Origin of the sequence: Haloarcula salina, from assembly GCF_010119195.1 — an archaeon.
In the GTDB taxonomy this organism is placed as follows: Archaea; Halobacteriota; Halobacteria; order Halobacteriales; family Haloarculaceae; genus Haloarcula; species Haloarcula salina.
Genome location: NZ_WRXL01000004.1, coordinates 261,961 through 279,628, shown reverse-complemented (window position 1 = coordinate 279,628; position 17,668 = coordinate 261,961). Strand labels below are relative to the sequence as shown.

General features: G+C 59.2%; 15 protein-coding genes and 2 pseudogenes. 5 read left to right on the top strand and 12 right to left on the bottom strand.

Annotated elements, in window-relative coordinates:
• Nucleotide 1: 1 nt before the first annotated feature.
• From GM656_RS12760 to GM656_RS12750, 3 genes are all read right to left on the bottom strand, one after another.
• A complete protein-coding gene (locus tag GM656_RS12760) occupies nt 2-1,468 on the bottom strand; it encodes a sodium-dependent transporter (RefSeq protein WP_162414057.1) in 1,467 nt (488 codons plus the stop codon).
• Nucleotides 1,469-1,617: 149 nt separating this feature from the next.
• Nucleotides 1,618-2,562, bottom strand: a complete 945-nt coding sequence (locus GM656_RS12755; RefSeq protein WP_162414056.1) for a DMT family transporter — start codon at nt 2,560-2,562, stop codon at nt 1,618-1,620.
• A gap of 124 nt (nt 2,563-2,686) precedes the next feature.
• Nucleotides 2,687-3,421, bottom strand: a complete 735-nt coding sequence (locus GM656_RS12750; RefSeq protein WP_162414055.1) for a helix-turn-helix domain-containing protein — start codon at nt 3,419-3,421, stop codon at nt 2,687-2,689.
• A 111-nt stretch (nt 3,422-3,532) separates the two neighbouring features.
• Between GM656_RS12750 and GM656_RS12745 the strand changes: the two are divergent.
• The 3 genes and pseudogenes from GM656_RS12745 to GM656_RS12735 all read left to right on the top strand — a co-directional run.
• Nucleotides 3,533-3,822, top strand: a pseudogene (locus tag GM656_RS12745) (GMC oxidoreductase); the annotation flags it as partial.
• Between the two features lie 1,214 nt (nt 3,823-5,036).
• On the top strand, nt 5,037-6,134 hold the full coding sequence (locus GM656_RS12740; protein ID WP_162414054.1) for a PH domain-containing protein: 1,098 nt from the start codon (nt 5,037-5,039) through the stop codon (nt 6,132-6,134).
• Nucleotides 6,135-6,137: 3 nt separating this feature from the next.
• A complete protein-coding gene (locus tag GM656_RS12735; RefSeq protein ID WP_162414053.1) occupies nt 6,138-6,980 on the top strand; it encodes a PH domain-containing protein in 843 nt (280 codons plus the stop codon).
• Nucleotides 6,981-7,203: 223 nt separating this feature from the next.
• Here the strand turns inward: GM656_RS12735 and GM656_RS12730 are convergent, their stop codons facing one another.
• Nucleotides 7,204-7,701 carry a lamin tail domain-containing protein gene (locus GM656_RS12730; RefSeq protein ID WP_241692765.1) on the bottom strand — a complete coding sequence of 166 codons (498 nt, stop codon included), beginning with the start codon at nt 7,699-7,701 and terminating at the stop codon, nt 7,204-7,206.
• 591 nt (nt 7,702-8,292) lie between these two features.
• On the opposite strand from GM656_RS12730, the gene GM656_RS12725 reads away from it, so the two are divergent.
• The gene (locus GM656_RS12725; protein ID WP_162414052.1) at nt 8,293-8,613 is read left to right on the top strand and encodes a DUF5783 family protein; all 321 of its coding nucleotides are present in this window, start codon (nt 8,293-8,295) and stop codon (nt 8,611-8,613) included.
• A gap of 174 nt (nt 8,614-8,787) precedes the next feature.
• Nucleotides 8,788-8,994, top strand: a pseudogene (locus tag GM656_RS19580) (AAA family ATPase); the annotation flags it as partial.
• 105 nt (nt 8,995-9,099) lie between these two features.
• Here GM656_RS19580 and GM656_RS12715 read toward each other — a convergent pair.
• From GM656_RS12715 to GM656_RS12685, 8 genes are all read right to left on the bottom strand, one after another.
• A complete protein-coding gene (locus tag GM656_RS12715; RefSeq protein WP_162414051.1) occupies nt 9,100-9,945 on the bottom strand; it encodes a helix-turn-helix transcriptional regulator in 846 nt (281 codons plus the stop codon).
• 72 nt (nt 9,946-10,017) lie between these two features.
• The gene (locus GM656_RS19675) at nt 10,018-10,215 is read right to left on the bottom strand and encodes a hypothetical protein (RefSeq protein ID WP_449405227.1); all 198 of its coding nucleotides are present in this window, start codon (nt 10,213-10,215) and stop codon (nt 10,018-10,020) included.
• Nucleotides 10,215-10,607, bottom strand: a complete 393-nt coding sequence (locus GM656_RS12710; protein WP_162414050.1) for a cupin domain-containing protein — start codon at nt 10,605-10,607, stop codon at nt 10,215-10,217. The genes GM656_RS19675 and GM656_RS12710 overlap by 1 nt, the downstream gene beginning before the upstream one ends.
• Before the next feature lie 372 nt (nt 10,608-10,979).
• Nucleotides 10,980-11,621 (bottom strand): hypothetical protein, encoded by a 642-nt coding sequence (locus GM656_RS12705; protein WP_162414049.1) that lies wholly within the window; start codon nt 11,619-11,621, stop codon nt 10,980-10,982.
• 57 nt (nt 11,622-11,678) lie between these two features.
• Nucleotides 11,679-12,446 carry a hypothetical protein gene (locus GM656_RS12700; RefSeq protein ID WP_174242980.1) on the bottom strand — a complete coding sequence of 256 codons (768 nt, stop codon included), beginning with the start codon at nt 12,444-12,446 and terminating at the stop codon, nt 11,679-11,681.
• Between the two features lie 249 nt (nt 12,447-12,695).
• Complete coding sequence (locus tag GM656_RS12695) at nt 12,696-14,204, bottom strand: flippase (protein ID WP_162414048.1); 1,509 nt, start codon at nt 14,202-14,204, stop codon at nt 12,696-12,698.
• A 108-nt stretch (nt 14,205-14,312) separates the two neighbouring features.
• Nucleotides 14,313-15,770, bottom strand: coding sequence for a sulfatase-like hydrolase/transferase (locus GM656_RS12690; protein ID WP_162414047.1), 1,458 nt, complete (start codon nt 15,768-15,770; stop codon nt 14,313-14,315).
• A 75-nt stretch (nt 15,771-15,845) separates the two neighbouring features.
• The gene (locus tag GM656_RS12685; RefSeq protein ID WP_162414046.1) at nt 15,846-17,498 is read right to left on the bottom strand and encodes a hypothetical protein; all 1,653 of its coding nucleotides are present in this window, start codon (nt 17,496-17,498) and stop codon (nt 15,846-15,848) included.
• Nucleotides 17,499-17,668 lie beyond the last annotated feature (170 nt).

Below are 17,668 nucleotides of genomic sequence, written 5' to 3'. Positions count from 1 at the left end.
CTCAGTCTCCCCCCTTCGAGGCGGCTCCCGGTCGGTCTCCCGGCGCGTCGCCGACGACACTCATCACAGCCACGCTCGCCACGACGAGCACTGCCATGAGTGCGACGCCGACGATCGTCAGCGTCTGGTTGTCGGTGCCGATGTTCGTGACGATGCCGTAGCCGAGGATGAACACCATGACTGTGGGGATCACGTACTTGATCACTGGGTTCCACCAGCGGCCGACGTAGACGCCGGCGTTGCGGTTGAGGTCGATGACGCGGGCGCGCTCCGGGCCGAACTTCCACGCGACGAGCGCGATGATCGACAGCGTCGCCAGCGGCAGGCCGAAGCTGCCGAAGATGAAGTCCATCTGGCCGAGGAACGACGAGGAGTAGGCGCTCGGGAGCCCGAACAGCCAGATCGCCCCACAGACCGCGAGCACCGATCCCGTCCGCGACAGCCGCGTCTCTTCGGAGACCGTCGTCACGCCGACCTCGGTGATGCCGAGGCCGGAGGTGAACGTCGCGAAGAAGAAGGAGACGAAGAACACGGCGGCCCAGGCCGCGCCGCCCGGCAGTTCCGGGAACACCTCGGCCAGCGAGATGAACAGCAGGTTCGACCCGGCGGTCGGTTCGAGTCCGAACGCGAAGACCACCGGGAACGTCGCGAACACGGCCAGCAGCCCGATGCTGGTGTTCCCGATCGCGGTGAACAGACCGCCGCCGAGCGGAACGTCGTCGTACCGCCCGAGGTAGCTCCCGTAGGTGAGCGCGATCCCCCAGCCCAGTCCGGTCGAGAACAGCGCCTGGCTGAGTGCCGCGATCCACATACTCCCACGAGTCAGATAGCCCCAGTCGGGAGTGAACACGAACGCCAGTCCCTCCATTCCGCCCGGGAGGGTGATGCCGCGAATCGCGACCGCCACCAGCGCGAAGACGAGCAGCGGGATCATCCACTTCACGACGCGCTCGATCCCGCGTCGAATCCCGAACACGAGGACGCCGGCGAGCCCCGCCATCGTCAGCGTGTGCATCCCGACGACGAGCGCCGTGTTACCGATGAACCCGTTCCAGAACGCCTGCGGCTGGAAGCCGGCCTGCGTGAAGGTCCCGAGTAGCGAGTGGCCGGCGTAGTAGAGCGCCCATCCGATGATCGGCGAGTAGTACGACATCAGCGCGACGTTGACGAGGAGGACGACGAGGCCGAGTCCCCTCGCACGCTTGCTGCCGAGCACCTGATTGAACGCCCCGATGACGCCGTTGTTCGTGTACCGGCCGATCATCGTCTCGGCCATGAGGCCCGGGACCGCGACGAGGTACAACAGGAGGACGTACGCGACGAGGAACGCGCCACCGCCGTTCTGCCCCGTCGTGAACGGCATCCGCCAGATGTTCCCCGCGCCGACCATCGCCCCCACGAGGGCCATGAGGAAGCCGAATCGACTCCCCCACTCCTCTCTCGCCGTTCTCGCCTCTGACTCTCCCATGATAATCGTACACAGTTCGTTCTAGAGGTGTCAGTTATATCCGTGGCCGACCATGGTTGGCATCTCGGTATCCCTATTGTCCGGACGGGTGAGGTTGGGACGCGTAGGGAGTTCGTCCGTCACGGAGCCGACGATGTCACGGTCCGCGCTCACTCCGCCTCGACGCCGCTGCGGCGTTTCCGGTACGCCTCGTGTAGCTGCTCGCGTTTGAGGAGCGCGAACCCGACGGCGACGAGTCCGAAGCCGACGAGCGTCTCGGTCGTCACCGGCTCCGTGAACAGGAGCCAACTGAACACCGTCCCGAACATCGCGGTCGCGTACGTGACGAGATTGAGTTCGACGGAGCCCAGCCGCGGGAGGAGCGAAAAGTACAGCAGATAGCCGGCCGCGCTCACGAAGACGCCCAGATAGACCAGCCCGAGCAGACCGGGGACGGACAACTGCACTTGCGAGACGGATTCGCTCGGGCTCGCGAGGCTGGCGAGGTGCGTGACGGCGGCGCCGACGACCATCGCCCACGCGGTTCGAGCGGGGAACGGCATCTCAGCGTCCGCCCGCTGCGTGAGGACGCCGCCGAGCGCGAAAGACGCGGCCGCGAGTACCAGGACCGCCTGTCCGACGGTGTTCCCCGAGAGCAGGTTCGCGGGGTCGGGGCTGGTTATCACCGACAGGCCGAGGAACCCGAAGCCGACGCCGGCCAGTTCGGTGAGCCCGAACGTCTCCTCGGGGAGGAACATCCTCGCGAATCCGATCGTCAGTATCGGTATCAGTCCCGTGAGGACGGCGGCGATCGCGCTCGGGACGGTCTGCTGGCCGACGTTCTGGAGGACGCTGTAGCCCGCCAGCGTCAGGAGGCCGCCCGAGAGCACCGAGGCCCAGTCGCGCGCGTCCCGCGGTCGCCAGTAGTCCTCCGATCGCCCGACGTACAGGAGCAGGACGACCGCGCCGAGGTCCAGGCGAAGCGCGGCGTACAGGATCGGCGGAAACGCGTCGAGCCCGACGGTCACGGCCGGATACGTCCCGCCCCAGATGGCCGCCAGGAGGACGAACAGGCCGGCGGTACGATACCGGGGTGTGAGTCTCGACCCCGTCATTCTCCGACACCGACCCCGCATCGAGACGCAGGAGGGCCGGCGGACTGTTCAGGCGTTGCGGCTCCATCGTCGCCCATCGCGTTGGGAGACGGCTCCAAACACGGTGAACGGGTGGGTTAGTATCCTAACTCTCGTCCAGACGGCGTTCGTCAGCCGGGTCGTCGACGGTTTCGAGCGCAGTGACGGCCGCGCCGAGGAGCTTTCGCTCCGCCCGGCGGAGCGTCTTCGACACGGCGGCGTCGGAGATCCCACAGCGCTCACCCAGCGACGCGAGGGTCTCGTCCCGCGGCGTTTCGAAGTATCCGTGTTCGACCGCCGTGTGGAGGACCCGCGCTTCGGTCTCCGTGAGCTCTGCGAACCCGTCGAGTAGCGCGGCCGCCTCCTCGAACTGCCGGAAGACGTTTGCGCTCTTGCGGTCGTTGAGGGCGGTGTGTTCGACGACGGTAAACTCGTGTCGACGGTCGAGGCGGCCCAGCGCGGCGTCGATAGCGCCGGCGTCCGCGAACCCGAGATGCCAGCGCTCCCGGCCGTCGACGTCGGTGAACGGACCGATCACTGCTCCGCCGTTGGCCAGAACCGGGTCGATCGCCACCGTCTCGTCCAGCAGCACGCGGGTCGTCGCCCGCGAGCCGCGTTTCCGCTTCAACTCGAAGGCCGATATCGCGTTCGCGTCTCTGAGCGCCCGGAGGCCGGCCTCCAGGTCCGTTCGGTCGTCGGCCGCCGCCTCGACCCAGAGGTCCCACTGGCCGGTCTCCGGCGAGACGTTCCAGTACGGCGTCGTCAGGGCCACATCGTGATTCGCGGTCACCCGACCGAGCGGGCAGCCATCGAGCCAGGTATCGAGGGTTACACGATGCACGGCGGATGATTCGTGCGGGCCTACATCAATATATTCAGTCCAGTTGCGAAGGTCAGGAATCGGAATTTACTGTCAGAAGATGAAAAAGAGGCGTGAAAGAAGATAATCTAATTGGAGCATTGTCGCGAGGTTCAGGAATCGATCGTGTCGGGATCGGGGCCGAGATCACCAGCGTGTCGACGCTGGAGGTCAGAAGCCTGAGCACCCACCATATGGGAACCACGCGGATGGGAACCAATCCGGCGGAGAGTGTGGTGAACGAAAAATGTCAAACGCACGATCTCTCGAACCGCTGGATCGCGTCCTCGAGCGTGTTCCCCACCGGCGGTGCGAACAATCCAACACTGACTATTGCCGCCCTGGCGCTGAAGACCGCGGAACACATCGACGAGATGCTGTGAACTCTGGGCCTGCCCTGAACGCCTCGGCTGTCGAAACGATCGGCTTGGACATCGCCACCAGAAAATATGTGAAATAATTCACTACAATGTATTGGTCAGATTCTATTTATATATTCAATGCCGGAACACGACTGTCGCTGATCGGCCCAACCTTTCGCGCTATCTCTGGATAGACGGATTGATACCCTTCTATTTCAGGCTCAGGTCGAGATACACGACGACGGCGATGATTTGAACACTATGTATAAAGACACACTTGTTCTATCAGGCTGCCTAGGATATCTGACTGTATCAATCTGAATCTTGAGCGGGGTTAGTTGGCACGTGGATCTGCTCGGTGTTCTTTGAGAGTGCTTTTCGGTCTTTTTCTACTCGTGGGCGAAATTTGGGCCACTGAAGCGCCAGAGCGTCGGAATATGACTCCGAGTACGACAACAGCGCAGCGACAGACTCCTCCCAATTACCGTGACTGGAAGGCCGACCGTCAGGGGTCAGATGCTCACAGTTCAGGGTGCTGTCGCCCGATATTTTTCAAAGTTGATTATTTCAGCCAAACGTTTATTCCTGCCACCATCTCACGCTCACCCATGCCAACGAAACGGTCCTCGGAGACGGTCGATCAGTGAGTCCAGTACGGGAGCGCGAACTACGGACAGCTCCGCCAACGCTGACGACACTCGAAATAATATCAGAAGCTAATAATTAACATAGGAATGGAAATACCGCACATACTCTCCGGCACAGAGCGCCCTCGAGCAGCGACCCTCCTGGCTCTGTTCGTCGGTGCGTCGATGCTACTGAACCCGCTCGCAGCGGTGGGTGTTGCCACCGCGGACCACGGTGACCGTCCGCAGGCCACGACTGCTGAACCGGGTGACCGGGCGATACGACAAGGGGCCACCTCGACACAGAACGCGACCCCGGCAGGCACTGCGACACCGACAGGTACCGCGACGCCGGGTGCGACGCGCACGCAGACACCGACGCCCACCGAGACACCTGCTCGGACCGCTACGCCGACGCCCACGTCGACGCCGACGCAAACGCAGCCTGCAACGCCGACACCGACAGCGACAGCCGAACCCACGCAGACGGTGACGCGACATCCCACGCGGACGGTTCGGGACACCGAGCCTCGGCCCGACGCGCCGCCTGGAATAGCAGTCACGAACATCTCGGCCCCCGACCGAATCCGCCCGGGAGAGACGTACGCGGTGGACACGACGGTGCGGAACCCCACCGACGAGAACCGCTCGGAGCGGATCGAGTACCGATTCAACGGCGCAACGGTGAGCGATCGGACAGTGGCGCTAGCGGCCGGCGAATCTCGGCACCTCCGCTTCGTGCTGACCGCCAACGGGAGCGTGACCGGAACTGACGCTCTCGATACCGGGACGTACGTTCACGGTGTCCGAAACGAGTCAGGAGAGGGGACGCCGCGCTACCTGCGCGTGACGCCGGACATCGACCTGACGATCGGGGGCTTCCAGGGGCCTGCCACGGCCCCGAACGACCGGCAGTTCGTCGTCCTGGCGACCGTCTCGAACCCCACTGAAACCACGGTCACGCGGGAGGTAACGTACCGCTTCGCGAGCTCGGTCGTCGCGGAGAAGACAGTCACCGTCGGGGGCGGTGAGCGAAAGCAGGTCGCATTCGCCGTCACTGCTGACAGGATCGAGACGAAGGCCACAGCCGTCCAGCGAGGACGGACGTACGACCATAGCATTGCCACCTCCGGCGGGGCCAGCGTCGGTGACGCCGTCCAGTTGCGGAGCGGGTCCAGCGCGAGCGCGGACTCGCTGGCGCCACAGGAGCCAACGCTCCCGACAGACGTTCGCGAAGGCGAGCAGTACACCGTCACCGTCCCCGTCAGGAACGTCGATACGGCCGCGTTCGACGGCCAGTTCGTCTACCGACTCGGCGGCACCACCGTCGAGACCCGGAGTATCGAGATTCCCGCGGGGCAGCGGCGCACCGTCGAGTTCGAAGTCGCCTACGCGGACGTGGAACGGGCAGTCTTCCCGCTCTCCTCGCAAACCGTGACGCAGTCTATCGCCGTGGGGAACACGTCGCTCGCCAGCGGCGATGTCACGGTCCACGGGGGCGTCACGGAGACGGCGACGGCGACACCGCGTGCGACACCCGCGTTCGTCGACGGACCCGACGAGACCACTTCCTCCGACGAGGAGACGTGTGAACGGGGCTTCTTCGCTCGGTGCGGGGAAACCACGCTCGACCAGATGACGCTGACGATCATCGGGACGGCCAGCTCCGTTCTGGCGATCCTCTACGAACTGTTCACGGGGGCCTGACAGATGGGGCGAGGACTCCCCGCCGTCTGGGGCTCGATCTTCGGCGTTCCGCTGGTCGCCGCCGGCGTCTACCTCTACGGGTTCGCGGCCGCCTACCCGCTGGTCGCGTCACAGCCCGAGACGTCTCCGTCGGTCGGGCTCCTCACGGCGGCGTTCGGGCTGTTCGTCACCGGGATGGGAGCGTACGTCCACTACGTCGCCGCGCCCGAGGCCTTGCAGTTACGCGACGGCGAGCAGGTCGTCGAGGACAGAACTCCCGCACAGCGAAACGCGCTCGCGGAGGCCGTGGTCGCCGTTCCCCTCCTCGGCTTCGGCGGCTACTTGCTGTACTTCACGCAACGCCCGCTGTACCAGCCGACGCTCGCGCTCGCCGTCGGACTGGCTCTGTTTTCCAGGGGCCTCTATCGCTACTGGCAGAACACGCTCACGAGATACGTCCTGACGAACCAGCGAGTCGTCGAAGAGTATCGGTTCATCTCGCTGCTTCGCAACGAGGTCCCGCTGCAGAAGGTCCGCGGCGTCGAGGAGCATCGGTCGGCCTGGGACTCCCTGTTCGGACTGGGGAACGTGACCGTCCGATCCGGCGCCAGCGGCGGCCTGTCGGTCTCGGTCGACCAGGTGTACGAACCCGCCGAGTTCGCCGACCTGGTCCGTCGCGAGCTAACTCCCGGGCAGAACGACGATGCAGCGTCCGGTGAAAGCGAGAGCCAGACGGCCGAGACGACCGACGGTGACTCGAGTTCACCGGGCACCGATGCCGCCGACGATCCTTCGATTCCCGACGATACCGCGGAGGCTGGAACGGACGTAGCCGGTCAGTCAGATAGTGGAGCGAGCCCGCACTAGCCGCTCACTGTCGGTCCGAGCGTAACTCGTGTGGGGGAGCGAGACAGACCGCTAATTACCAGTACGATGGCGATCCACTGGAATTTCCCGTGTTCACGGCCAAGAACAGCCGGAAGTCTTCGATGGGCAGTCGAGACTCCGGATTGTCAGTCCGTACCGTCGCGACAGTCCGGTGGTGACCGCTACGCGACACCAGATAGCAAGCAATTCGCTATTCGGACACTCAGTACGTCTTCTCGACGACGGTCTCACCATCTTCGTCCATCACGTAGATCGTGTCTCCACCGTTGTTCCAGATCGCCGCATCCGACCCCCAGTACAGTTCTGCCTCCGTGTCCGTGCCGCTCCCGGTGTACAAGGTGACTTTCGAACCTGGTTCGAGTTCGAAACCATCCGGGAAGTGATAGGTGTTATCGGCTTCGTCTTCGACGGTCCATCCAGACAAGTCCAGCGTCGTCTCACCCGTGTTCTCGAAGACGACGTATTCGTCGTTCTCGTTTTCGTGGTCGTTCCCGGACGCATCTTCGTGGATGTTCGCAACGATCAGTCTATCCCCGGTCTGCTCGGGCGTCGGGGTTGGCTCCGGCGTCGGCTCCGGTGTCTGGGGGTCGAAATCCCAGACGCCGATATTCCCGTCCCGTGCATTCACTTCGGTTGCGGCGAATTGCGCGCGCTCGCTGAACGGCTCGTCACGTGTTCGCGACCGGGTGATCGCTGGCAACTGTGATCCGTCTGAGATTGAGGCGGGCTCGGAAACGTCACCGACGGCGTAGTCGAATTCGAGTCGCGATGCGCCCTCGAGGAGCGAGCCGATATCGGCGTTCAGCGCGTCGTACGTGACCCGCTCTGCTTCGAGGGCCCCTGTAGCATCTCGATCGGCACGTCGTCGCTCGGCTCCGACTCCATTCGACCGTCTGTTGCGTGGACGCGTACTTAATCAGAGGTGGTGCTGTCGAGCCGTTCCGCATGCAGCACGCTATCCGTTCCGTCGACAGTCGCAGCCAGGCATACACTGCCGGGAGTTCAGTCCGCGCCGGAACAGCCGAGTTCGTACTGGTCGTCGTACACCGCCGTCGGAAACGTGATCTGGGCCGGCTCTCCGTAGCCAGTGTAGGAGAGCGTGACCGTCGCGGTTGCCGTCGCGCCGCGCTGTGAGAGTTGCAGTCTCAGTGCTCGGAGCGGCGCTGACGAGCACCGTTCGATTCTCGTCGACGGTTTTGTTCCCCTCCCAGTAGACGTTCGAGCGTCGAATGGCGTTTTTCACCGTCCTCAGTCACAGAACCCTTCACTCTCGCCTTCGTCAGTGCCAGCAATGACCGAGTTCGACCCGGAGAAGTTCGAGGAGAAGTACGTCCACTATTTCGAAGAACTCGAGACGGCCTACTCGAACGCGTATCAGTCCCTCCACGGGCAGTGTGATTCCGAGATACTCCGGGGAATCGACCGGCAAATCCTCAGCGAGAGCGAGCCGATGTACGAGGGAGACGGCGACTTTCGCGTCGTGCTCCCAGAGGACACCGCCGAGCGGGCGGCGGCACTCCCCGGCGACGAGGAGACTTTCAATGCGGTGCTCGAACGCTTTACGGACACTATCGAACAGGAACTGCGGCGGATTTTCGAGTTCGAAGACTGATCATCAGCCAGCAGTTACACACAGCAACGAACACTCTTACTCGGTGTAGTTACGAGTACAGCCAGTTTCTGTCGTGAAATGAATGACAACAGACACAGGAGTGCGAACGCTATTCTCGAAATACGACATCAGGACGGCGCGGTGGGTGCTGGTCACGAAGTCGAACTGACCCAGCAACGAGCAGTCTACGATGTCGTTCGCGAACACGGCCCGCTCGGACCGGGCGAGATCTACGACCACTACACGGAGCGAGTCGAAGATCCGCGGACCAACCGGACCTGCCGGAACGACCTCGCGACGATGGTCCAGTACAATTTGCTGGGAGCGGATGGGACGAGCCGTGATCGAACGTACGTTATCGTCGACTCGAGACAGACCTCGGACGTGGTCGAGTGGTTGTCTATTTTGTGCAGTGGACAGTCGTCGTCCAACGTCGAACCTACAGATTGCAACAAGGATGACAGAACGAGGGAATCCTCCTGGAGACTACTCTGGCTCGACGCGGAGCGTGTTCCTCTGTGAGTCTATCTCAGCGCGTTCTATCTCTTGGGCGTCGAAGGGCCGTGCCTCCATCCGACACTGCTCGTAGACATTCTCCGCCCAGTTCCGAGATTCGGGTGAGGACGTGTCGATCACGGCTTCGAGTTGGGCGGTGTCGGGATTGTGACCACAGATGCCGATACAGTCGTCCATGATATTGAGACCACACCGGGTGTCATCCGGAAGATCGTCGTGAAGGAAGACGGTGCAGTTATCACATTCGAACGCTCGGGCGGTCAGATCGGGATTCCATTCGACAATCGCCTGGAGAATCGGAGGCGAGTAGAGATACTCCGTCTCCATTCCCTCGATCACGCGTCGGCAAAACACGTCAAGGTTCCCCGACTTGTAGATCGTCGTCCCGAGCCCGCGAATCGAATCAGTCGATTCGAGGAGGTGCGTCACCCGCTCCATTGGCGTGTATGGATAGTTCGGCCCCGGATACGCGACGACAGCGTCTTCGAAGTATTCGACTGTAAATCCCTCCATCTCGCGAGGGAGCCAGTGCCAGACTTCGCGGAGTGTTTCGGCCGTCCGCATCCCTTCGCGTAATTCGAGGAACCGCTCCGTTACGAACGTCCCCAACGACGTGAGCTCGTAGTTTGGACCGTCACGTCCGATCCACGAACGGTCCTCGAAGTCACGGATGACTCGTCCGATCGTGGGATCGGAGGCCCCCGTTGCAGCGCGTAACTCGCGCCGATCGTGCTGTCCGTTCGAAAGTACTTCCAGTACCGCGACGCGGTGGTCCGACCGCGCCAGAAAATCGATGTCCTGAATCGCGGGATCCATGCTAGACATTCACACATTCGGTATATAATTCTTCGTTCTTCGAACGATCGAGAAGAGCCGAGACGGCCGGTCTCAGCAGTAATACACCCAGAATCTGTGCCCCGCTGGACAGCGGGCGACGCTATGCTCGCCGAATGCGGCCACGTATTGACTCACCGTCAAATCGGCTTCCCGATCCGGTACCGAGACAGTCACTGGCCGCTCACAGTGTGGGCACGCAACCTCCGCATCCAGATCCCGTTCCGGGGACACCGTGTTGGATTGTTCCATCATACATCCTCGCTCAGTTTTTCCAGAACGTGATCGAGGACCGCGGCATGCTCTTCCTGTGGACTGAACATGACGAACTCGGCATCGTCGTTTGCCCAGACCGTGTGGCCCGGCGGCCAGTAGAAGAGTTCACCAGTCTCGGTGTCCTCCTCGCGACCGTCCGAGTAGCTGGCAGTGAGTGATCCCTCCAAGACGTATCCCCAGTGGGGGCACTGACAGAGGTCCGCTTCGAGTCCCTTCAAGAGCGGCGTGAGGTCCGTCCCCGCACCGAGGGTGAAGTATTCGCCACTGAGTTCCCCGTATCCGCTCGTGTCGCCGAAGTCCATCTGTTGCCGGGCGACGGCGTCGGGAGTGTCGACTTTGACTGGCACATCGTGTTTATTACGTTTCATTGCTGGCACCTTCTACCAAGAGGCAGCCCAAGCGACCACACATCAACTCTGAACCTGGCTCTTGCAGAGCGGATTTGCCGGCACGTTCCCACCGACGGGGATGACCGTCTGTATGGAGTGTCCCTCAGTACTCTGATCGTTCGATTGGAGAGGATATGTAATTATCTAGTGAATAATTTCAGCGGGTGAATCTCGCTCTGATGATCGATGAGTACGATTATTCGGCCCCGTCGAAACACTCAAACAGCACAGATCGGGAACCTTCGAGAGATACCCTGCGTGAATTGCTCAAGAATGAGTGCGCTCAATTTTGATGAGTGACCCATTATTTGGTGGATGGCGATAGCCCAAGGAGGCGACGCTTTGTCACGGCTATTCTACCGAGGAACCCGACGCCCGGGGGTATTGCTCAGATTGTAATTGGCCTGTAGAGATGGTCCACCCAATACCCAACAACACGACTGCCTGTGCTGCTCCGAGCACGAACGGCGACCAGATCGGCGTTGTGGACCCAAGCGTCGCAACCCGGACGATGTTCACAGCGAAGATTACAGCGGGGAGTATCAGGAAGAGGCCAAGTCGTCGCGTCGTGCGACTCAAACGGAGGACGACTGCCGCAGCCGTGAGAAAACCCGGGATGATACCAACGAGCAACAACAGTTGTAGCGCGGCAAACCACGCTGGGAGCGCCGGGATCACGTCGAGTACCGTCGCGAGGTTTCCGACCGCAGTTACGCTTCCACCGAGACACCCAATGCCGGCGAACACCACTGCTGCTTTCGGGAGGACGTGGCCCCCAGCAGCGACTTTCGAGTAAATGCCAAGCAATCCAACAAATGCGATTGTCCAGCCGACTGGCCCAACGACATTCTGGACGGACTCCGATGACACCGATGTGAACGCGAACGCACCCCAGAGCCCCGCGAAGACAACGAACAACCCACCCGCGAGGAGGAACGCTCTCCCGCACCACTGGTCGAGTAGTGTCCCCAATCGTGTGTCACCAACTGCCATGGCTATTCTGACGATGATAGATAAGTAATTCTTGTGGTCAGGGCGGTAGATGGGAGTTCAGCCCGCGCCGGGACAGCCGAGTTCGTATGGGTCGTCGTAGACAGCCGGCGGAATCGCGATCTGAGCCGGCTCTCCGTAGCCAGTGTAGGAGAGCGTGAGCGTCGCGGTTGCCGTCGCGCCGCGCTGTGAGAGTTGCAGTCGCAGTTCCGATTTGACGGGTCGATTCGTGTCTGGGTCGATCCAGAGACGTGCCGTCGCGTTCTCGAGGGATCCGCGATTCAGCGCAACGTTGCTCGCTCCGTTACGGTCCATCACTGACTGAATGGTCTCAGCGCTCGGAGCGGCACTGACGAGCATCGTTCGGTTGCCGTCGATTGTCTCGTTACCCTCCCAGTAGACGTTCGACCGTTCGAAGAGCGTGAGCTGTCGATGGAGGGGTGTCGCGGTCGTCCAGGGCTCCGACCGCGAGACGTTCTCGACAGCGTAGCCGTCCCACGGCTCCTGACACCCCTGGTATGCTCTGTATCCATCGACGTAGGAATCGACCGTTTGCCCCCGTGTCCGTGTCGTCGCTCGCATCCGCTTCGCGGAGATGTTTACGACACCATTCCCGTCGACTCGCACCGTCCGCGAGTTCTCACCATCCGACGCGGCGACGTGCATCTCCGTCTCGAATCGGTACGTTTCGACGGTCGAAACTGAGGTATTCACCGCCTCGACGGCCGTGACAGCGCGCTCGTCACTCGGCGGCGGACTGCCGCCAGAGAGGGCACTGCACCCGGCGAGGAAGGAAACGAGACATACGGCGAGGACCAGTCGTCGCATACGTCTTCGTGTGACTCTCTGGTGAAAAATCGTGGGCTCATCTGTCGGGTCATGCTCCAGGTAGCAGTGCGCAGTTCGGAGAGTCAGACCTCCCTGGATCGTTACATCGGGGAGTCGCTGTTGTTCGGGGGACCACAGATCCCTCGGTACTCACTGCCCTTCAGTGCTTATAGTCTGAAAACTACGGAGCTGTTTACACCGTCTCGAAAGACGGCACAGCCGTGTTTAAACACTGCCTTCGGATCGTCACTAAATATAATCTATCAGCGTTTTGAGCCGGTCTTGAAGTGACGACGGAACGCGATCCAATGCAGAGAGTACCGCTTGGCGATCTATTGCTCGAGTACGAAACGCCAAGACGGCATACACGAGGAAGCCGAGCGGAGGTACGATAAGCAGTGAGAGAACGTCTGAGGTAATGAGATAATCTATGCCGAATATGACCGGCGCAGCCACTATGCCAGTCAGCGAGATGCGACCTAGTCGCAAGTCGGCAAATGGATCGTAACCGATGTATCTCGCAGCGGCACCTTGCAGGAGAAGCATCGATCCATATCCGACACTGGTCGATATTGCCGCCCCGGTCATCCCATAGCGTGGAATTAATGAAAGGTTGAGAATCAGATTCACCGTTGCGGCAACCCCAGTAGCGACGATTAGTGGCCGAAAGTCTCCTTTTCCCTGTCCAATCGCAAAAATCGGCCGTGAAACCGCGAACCCGAGCGAACCCGGAAGGAGAATCAAGAGCGGAACGATGGCGGGAGTGAACTCTTCGCTAAAGTACAGTGGAACGAATGAATCGGCCAGTGCGGCCAGACCCAGAATCAGTAACAGCGTAAAGAGGAACGTGTACCGTGTTACTCGTGAGGCTACATCGGTAATATACGAGGAATCGCGGTGAACCCACAGCTCTGAAGAGGAGTGCAAGAGTGCCATTTGCAATGCAAACGGTGCGAACCACAGGAACTCTGCGACTTGCAACGCCGCTCGATAATATCCTGTCGCCGTGCTCCCGGCTAACGGCTGTAACAGCAGTACGTCTGTGTGATACAGCGAATTAATCAAGAGTATCAAGACGACGGTCGACGAGTTGAATGCAACGAGTTCTCGACGAGGGAAATTAGTCGGTAATTTCCGAAATATCGATCGAAGGTCGAAGCGTCGCCTAATGAGAACTATGCCGATACCCGTCGTAATGACGCTGGCGACCAGATGTCCGGTGAGGACTCCCGAGACACCGAAACCTAGATAGGCTGCCCCGACCCCAACAATTCCGAAGAATAACATCCGCAAAAACCGCATCGGCTCGGAGAGATGTTCTAATCCCTTCCCCATGAGCGAACTGCGAGTAATAGAGAAGAACTGCCTGCTAACGATGATAATCGAGAGAATGTTAAGATATGGTTCAAACGTCTCTCCGATTAGAATTGCTGTGATACCCGAGGCATTGGCGAGAAACAGGACAAGTGCCCCCATACAGGCCAGTATTGCACCGAACCTCGTGTAGAAGCCGACGACGTTATCTGCCCACCCATTTTGACTCCTGTTTTCCGCGACGTATTTCCGAACACCGTCGTTGATGCCTGCGTTTACCAGAATCATCAGGATTCCTAGGAGAGACATAACGAAGGCATATTCACCGTATTTTGAACTACCAAGGAAGCGAACGAGTAGCGGAACAATCGCTACCTTTAGCACCACAGCACCGATTTTCCCCGTAAATATCGAAATAAATCCTTTGAATAGATCGGTTTGCATCTACAGCCGTAGATTCGCCACAGCATTGTAATATTGGTGTTATGTACCTCTGATTGTCATCTGTAGGTGAGAGAAAGCGGTATTGTATTTTACAACCGTTAGAATTCGTCACACATAGCCGAGATCCGCTAGCTGCTCTTCGAGATCATCATCGATATGTGCCCGACTACTCTGCCGTACTGACGCGTCGTCGATGCCCGCGAATATCTCCCGCACGCGGCCGTCGTCAGTCTCCGCTTCGACCGTCCGCTCACCATCATCAGAAATGTGGACCGTCGCCGTGTTTCTATTGTCCTTCGGGCCTCGGAATTCGACGTATTTTCGGACACCGGCGGGATGATTTTCGTAGACTGCACGCGACTGACCGGCGAATGGGCGCATGTCGTTGACGTATTCGGTCCCGCTCTTGTACTTGCTCTCCGATTCTTCGAGACCATGGGTGGAGCAGAGAACCGAATTTTGATGTCGGGCCAGTGGTTCCTCGACACAGTCCTCGATAGCTGCGGTGTCCAGTATATCACCTAGCCACGTGAGAGATACCGGCGACGGGACGTCCCGACTCGTTCTACTATTGGGCCAACGGATTACGAGCGGGACATGCGTTACCGTTTCGTGGATGATGCCATTCCCGTGCTCTCTGACCCGTGTGTCTCGCAAGACGGACTGTTCACCGAATGCTTCGCCGTGATCACTCGTAATAATAATAATCGTGTCGGTTATCGCATTCCGCCGGTCGAGTTCCTCAAGTAGACTCCCGATGGCCGCGTCCGCCTGTCGGATACAGTCGTCGTAGAGGTCCTCCATCGCTTTCCAGTCTGACCAAGGACGTTGGCCGCCCTCGAACTTCCAGAAACTATCCGAATCGAGTTCGCTCTGTAACCGCTCGGTTTCCCTGTCTGCCCAGATACGTTCACGAGGTTCGTATGGCCAATGGGCATCCATGACGTTAAGACATGCTCCCCAGGGACCCGAACTTACAGATTGATGCCAGTCGAGAAAGGAATCAATTGTTCGCTGTGCCGGGGTTTTCCCTGCCTCACGCGCACCAAGTCCATCGAGGGCGTCCGGTTCGTACATTGCCACGATGCCATTTAGAAACGATCTGAGGGGACATGCACGTCTAATCGACTCTATTGCGAACGCATCGTAATCGTGGACATAGTCGAATGGATCGACCGCACCCGGATACGGAAGGCGTTTCTTATCCGTTGCATCGACGGTGTCGAATCCCGAATCTAACCCGGTTGAACCCCGGGTAAGAAATGGGTTCTCTGAAAATATACCGGTCTGGTAGCCCTGTTTCGATAAACGATTCCAGACAGAATTACCAGATTCAATTGCATGATCGTTGTGTGTCATTAAGTGTTCATCGACGTGAAGGCCGGTGAACATGCTAGAGTGGCTCGCTAGTGTCCACGAACCGGGTGCCCTAGCTTGCGTATATTTGGTCGCCTCTTCGGCAAATGAGTCGATCTCGGGCGTTGTCTCTCTGTGGTACCCGTGGAGTGACGTGTTCTGTGCCCGAACTGAATCTAAAACGACCAGTAAGACGTTATGTTTTCCCATTGTCTAATTACAAAATTGACAGATACATAAATGGTGCGGCGAGTGAGAACAAACAATCGGATCGCAGGTCCTCACTTAGAACGATTTCCGCAGTCCCGGTGGGATTCGACACCGGGATAGCGATATCGACCCAGCGTCGTATATTTTGTTGTAATCTCGCTCAAAAGTTTCGCGTGGAATGTTGAACTCTTTCTCTGTCGCTTCTTTCCAGGCATATAGCGCATCCGAACAATCGACGAACAACCATTGTTCCTCAGTGAAGCGCTGAAACCGCGTTTGACCGCGGACTTCCCACAATTCTGGCTCGTAGCCTACGACTGTTGTCTCGTCTGATCCGACTGTAGCCAGCGTCTCGGCTGCTTGATGTGCAGGTCCAGTATAGTGCCCGTGGTGTACATACCCCGTGCTGGTGTCTGAGTATACGAGTGGTGGTGCGAGAGCGAATATCTGGGCCGTGACAAAGATGGTTATCACGAAATACGACGCCACAGTGCGTGCCTGCCACTCGCTACGGTGAAGATAAGAGATGGCGACGGGTAGAAGCACTATCGTCATCGGCAAGTAGAGACGTGTGCCACCCAAATTAAGCATCTGTCCGACGGCGAGAGTAAAGACGTAGACCACTGCTAACCCTCCTCCAAAGAGGGCCCACGAAAATTCCCACTCGGGGATTTTTCGGCGGGAGACGACAGACAAGAAAGCCAATCCGACGACGAGTCCAGTTGCAACTCGGCCACCGATAGACTTGATCATCTCTTGCAGAGACGGTTGGATAACCGAGACTGATACCTGACCCGTTGAAGCCGAGGGTCCGGCGGCAAGCGACTGAAACAAGCCACGCAACACGGTTTGGGCGAACGGGTACAGGAGAAACAGTGCGATTGACAGGAAGACACAACCGATGACGACGACACTCGCCGGCGGATCAAACTGTCTACTATCGATTCTAAAGAGGTTGGACATTACTTGGCTGTCACGCCAGTGGACTCCCCACCAGAGACCTACGAACGCTAGGGTCACAGCGGCAAGGAAATGATGTGTCAGTGCAATCGCAACGAGGGGAGGCCAAATTATCTCTCTATGGGATGTCTTTGTTGCGATCAGGCCAAATAGCGGAAGCGACGAGAATAGCAGTACCGCTAGCGACTCATCAACAAACATCGCTTCGAAAAAGAGGAGCGTCTGGATGCTTGCAACCCCTACAGAGGATGTGTAGGCGGCCCGTTCTGCCATCAAACGCCGGAGTCCGAGATAATACATTGCGGGCGTTGCGGCCGTCAAGAGTGGGACGTATTTCGCCGTCAGTTCCAGGTCCCTGACGAAGATATTGATCCCATGTGCGAACGCATAGTAGAGCGGGAACGAGAGGTACTCGTCCGTGAATCCAGTTATCGTCAGGCCACTACGGAACTCTTTCGCGTGATTGAGCGTCCAGTATGCATCGTGCCCAACGAGGCCAATTTCAACGGGATCGATTACGATCAGTATGGGAACGAGAGGAACGAGAAGCAGGATGAGCGGACGCCGCCATCTGTAGCCGTTCTGAGGACAGAGTTCCAATTCGAACAGGGCCAGGAGGTAGATACTGATTAACAGGAGATACCCGATCACTTGAGGCGCAGTTGACCAGTTGAAAGCGACCCACCAAGTAACGCTAATCAGGAAAAAAAGGGCGATAAAATACAGTTTCGTTCGGACTCCTCTCCGAGTTTTGGTACTCTCTTTCATTGCCGATTTGTTCTGGATTGTATGGAGTCTGATCGATTACAGTACGCTACTTCCTGTAAACCATGGGTTAGGTGACGCTCGAGACGCAGTCTGTCGAAGCAGTTGTTCGAGTGATGCCCAGAAGTTGCAGATCAGACGGACGTGGTTTCGACATCGAGAGAACTCTCTCG

Bases quoted from the DNA above. Each gene is read 5' to 3' on its own strand.
- GM656_RS12760 (WP_162414057.1), bottom strand. From the start codon at position 1,468: ATGGGAGAGTCAGAGGCGAGAACGGCGAGAGAGGAGTGGGGGAGTCGA.
- GM656_RS12755 (WP_162414056.1), bottom strand. From the start codon at position 2,562: ATGACGGGGTCGAGACTCACACCCCGGTATCGTACCGCCGGCCTGTTC.
- GM656_RS12735 (WP_162414053.1), top strand. From the start codon at position 6,138: ATGGGGCGAGGACTCCCCGCCGTCTGGGGCTCGATCTTCGGCGTTCCG.
- GM656_RS12725 (WP_162414052.1), top strand. From the start codon at position 8,293: ATGACCGAGTTCGACCCGGAGAAGTTCGAGGAGAAGTACGTCCACTAT.
- GM656_RS12715 (WP_162414051.1), bottom strand. From the start codon at position 9,945: ATGGATCCCGCGATTCAGGACATCGATTTTCTGGCGCGGTCGGACCAC.
- GM656_RS19675 (WP_449405227.1), bottom strand. From the start codon at position 10,215: ATGGAACAATCCAACACGGTGTCCCCGGAACGGGATCTGGATGCGGAG.
- GM656_RS12710 (WP_162414050.1), bottom strand. From the start codon at position 10,607: ATGAAACGTAATAAACACGATGTGCCAGTCAAAGTCGACACTCCCGAC.
- GM656_RS12705 (WP_162414049.1), bottom strand. From the start codon at position 11,621: ATGGCAGTTGGTGACACACGATTGGGGACACTACTCGACCAGTGGTGC.
- GM656_RS12700 (WP_174242980.1), bottom strand. From the start codon at position 12,446: ATGCGACGACTGGTCCTCGCCGTATGTCTCGTTTCCTTCCTCGCCGGG.
- GM656_RS12695 (WP_162414048.1), bottom strand. From the start codon at position 14,204: ATGCAAACCGATCTATTCAAAGGATTTATTTCGATATTTACGGGGAAA.
- GM656_RS12690 (WP_162414047.1), bottom strand. From the start codon at position 15,770: ATGGGAAAACATAACGTCTTACTGGTCGTTTTAGATTCAGTTCGGGCA.
- GM656_RS12685 (WP_162414046.1), bottom strand. From the start codon at position 17,498: ATGAAAGAGAGTACCAAAACTCGGAGAGGAGTCCGAACGAAACTGTAT.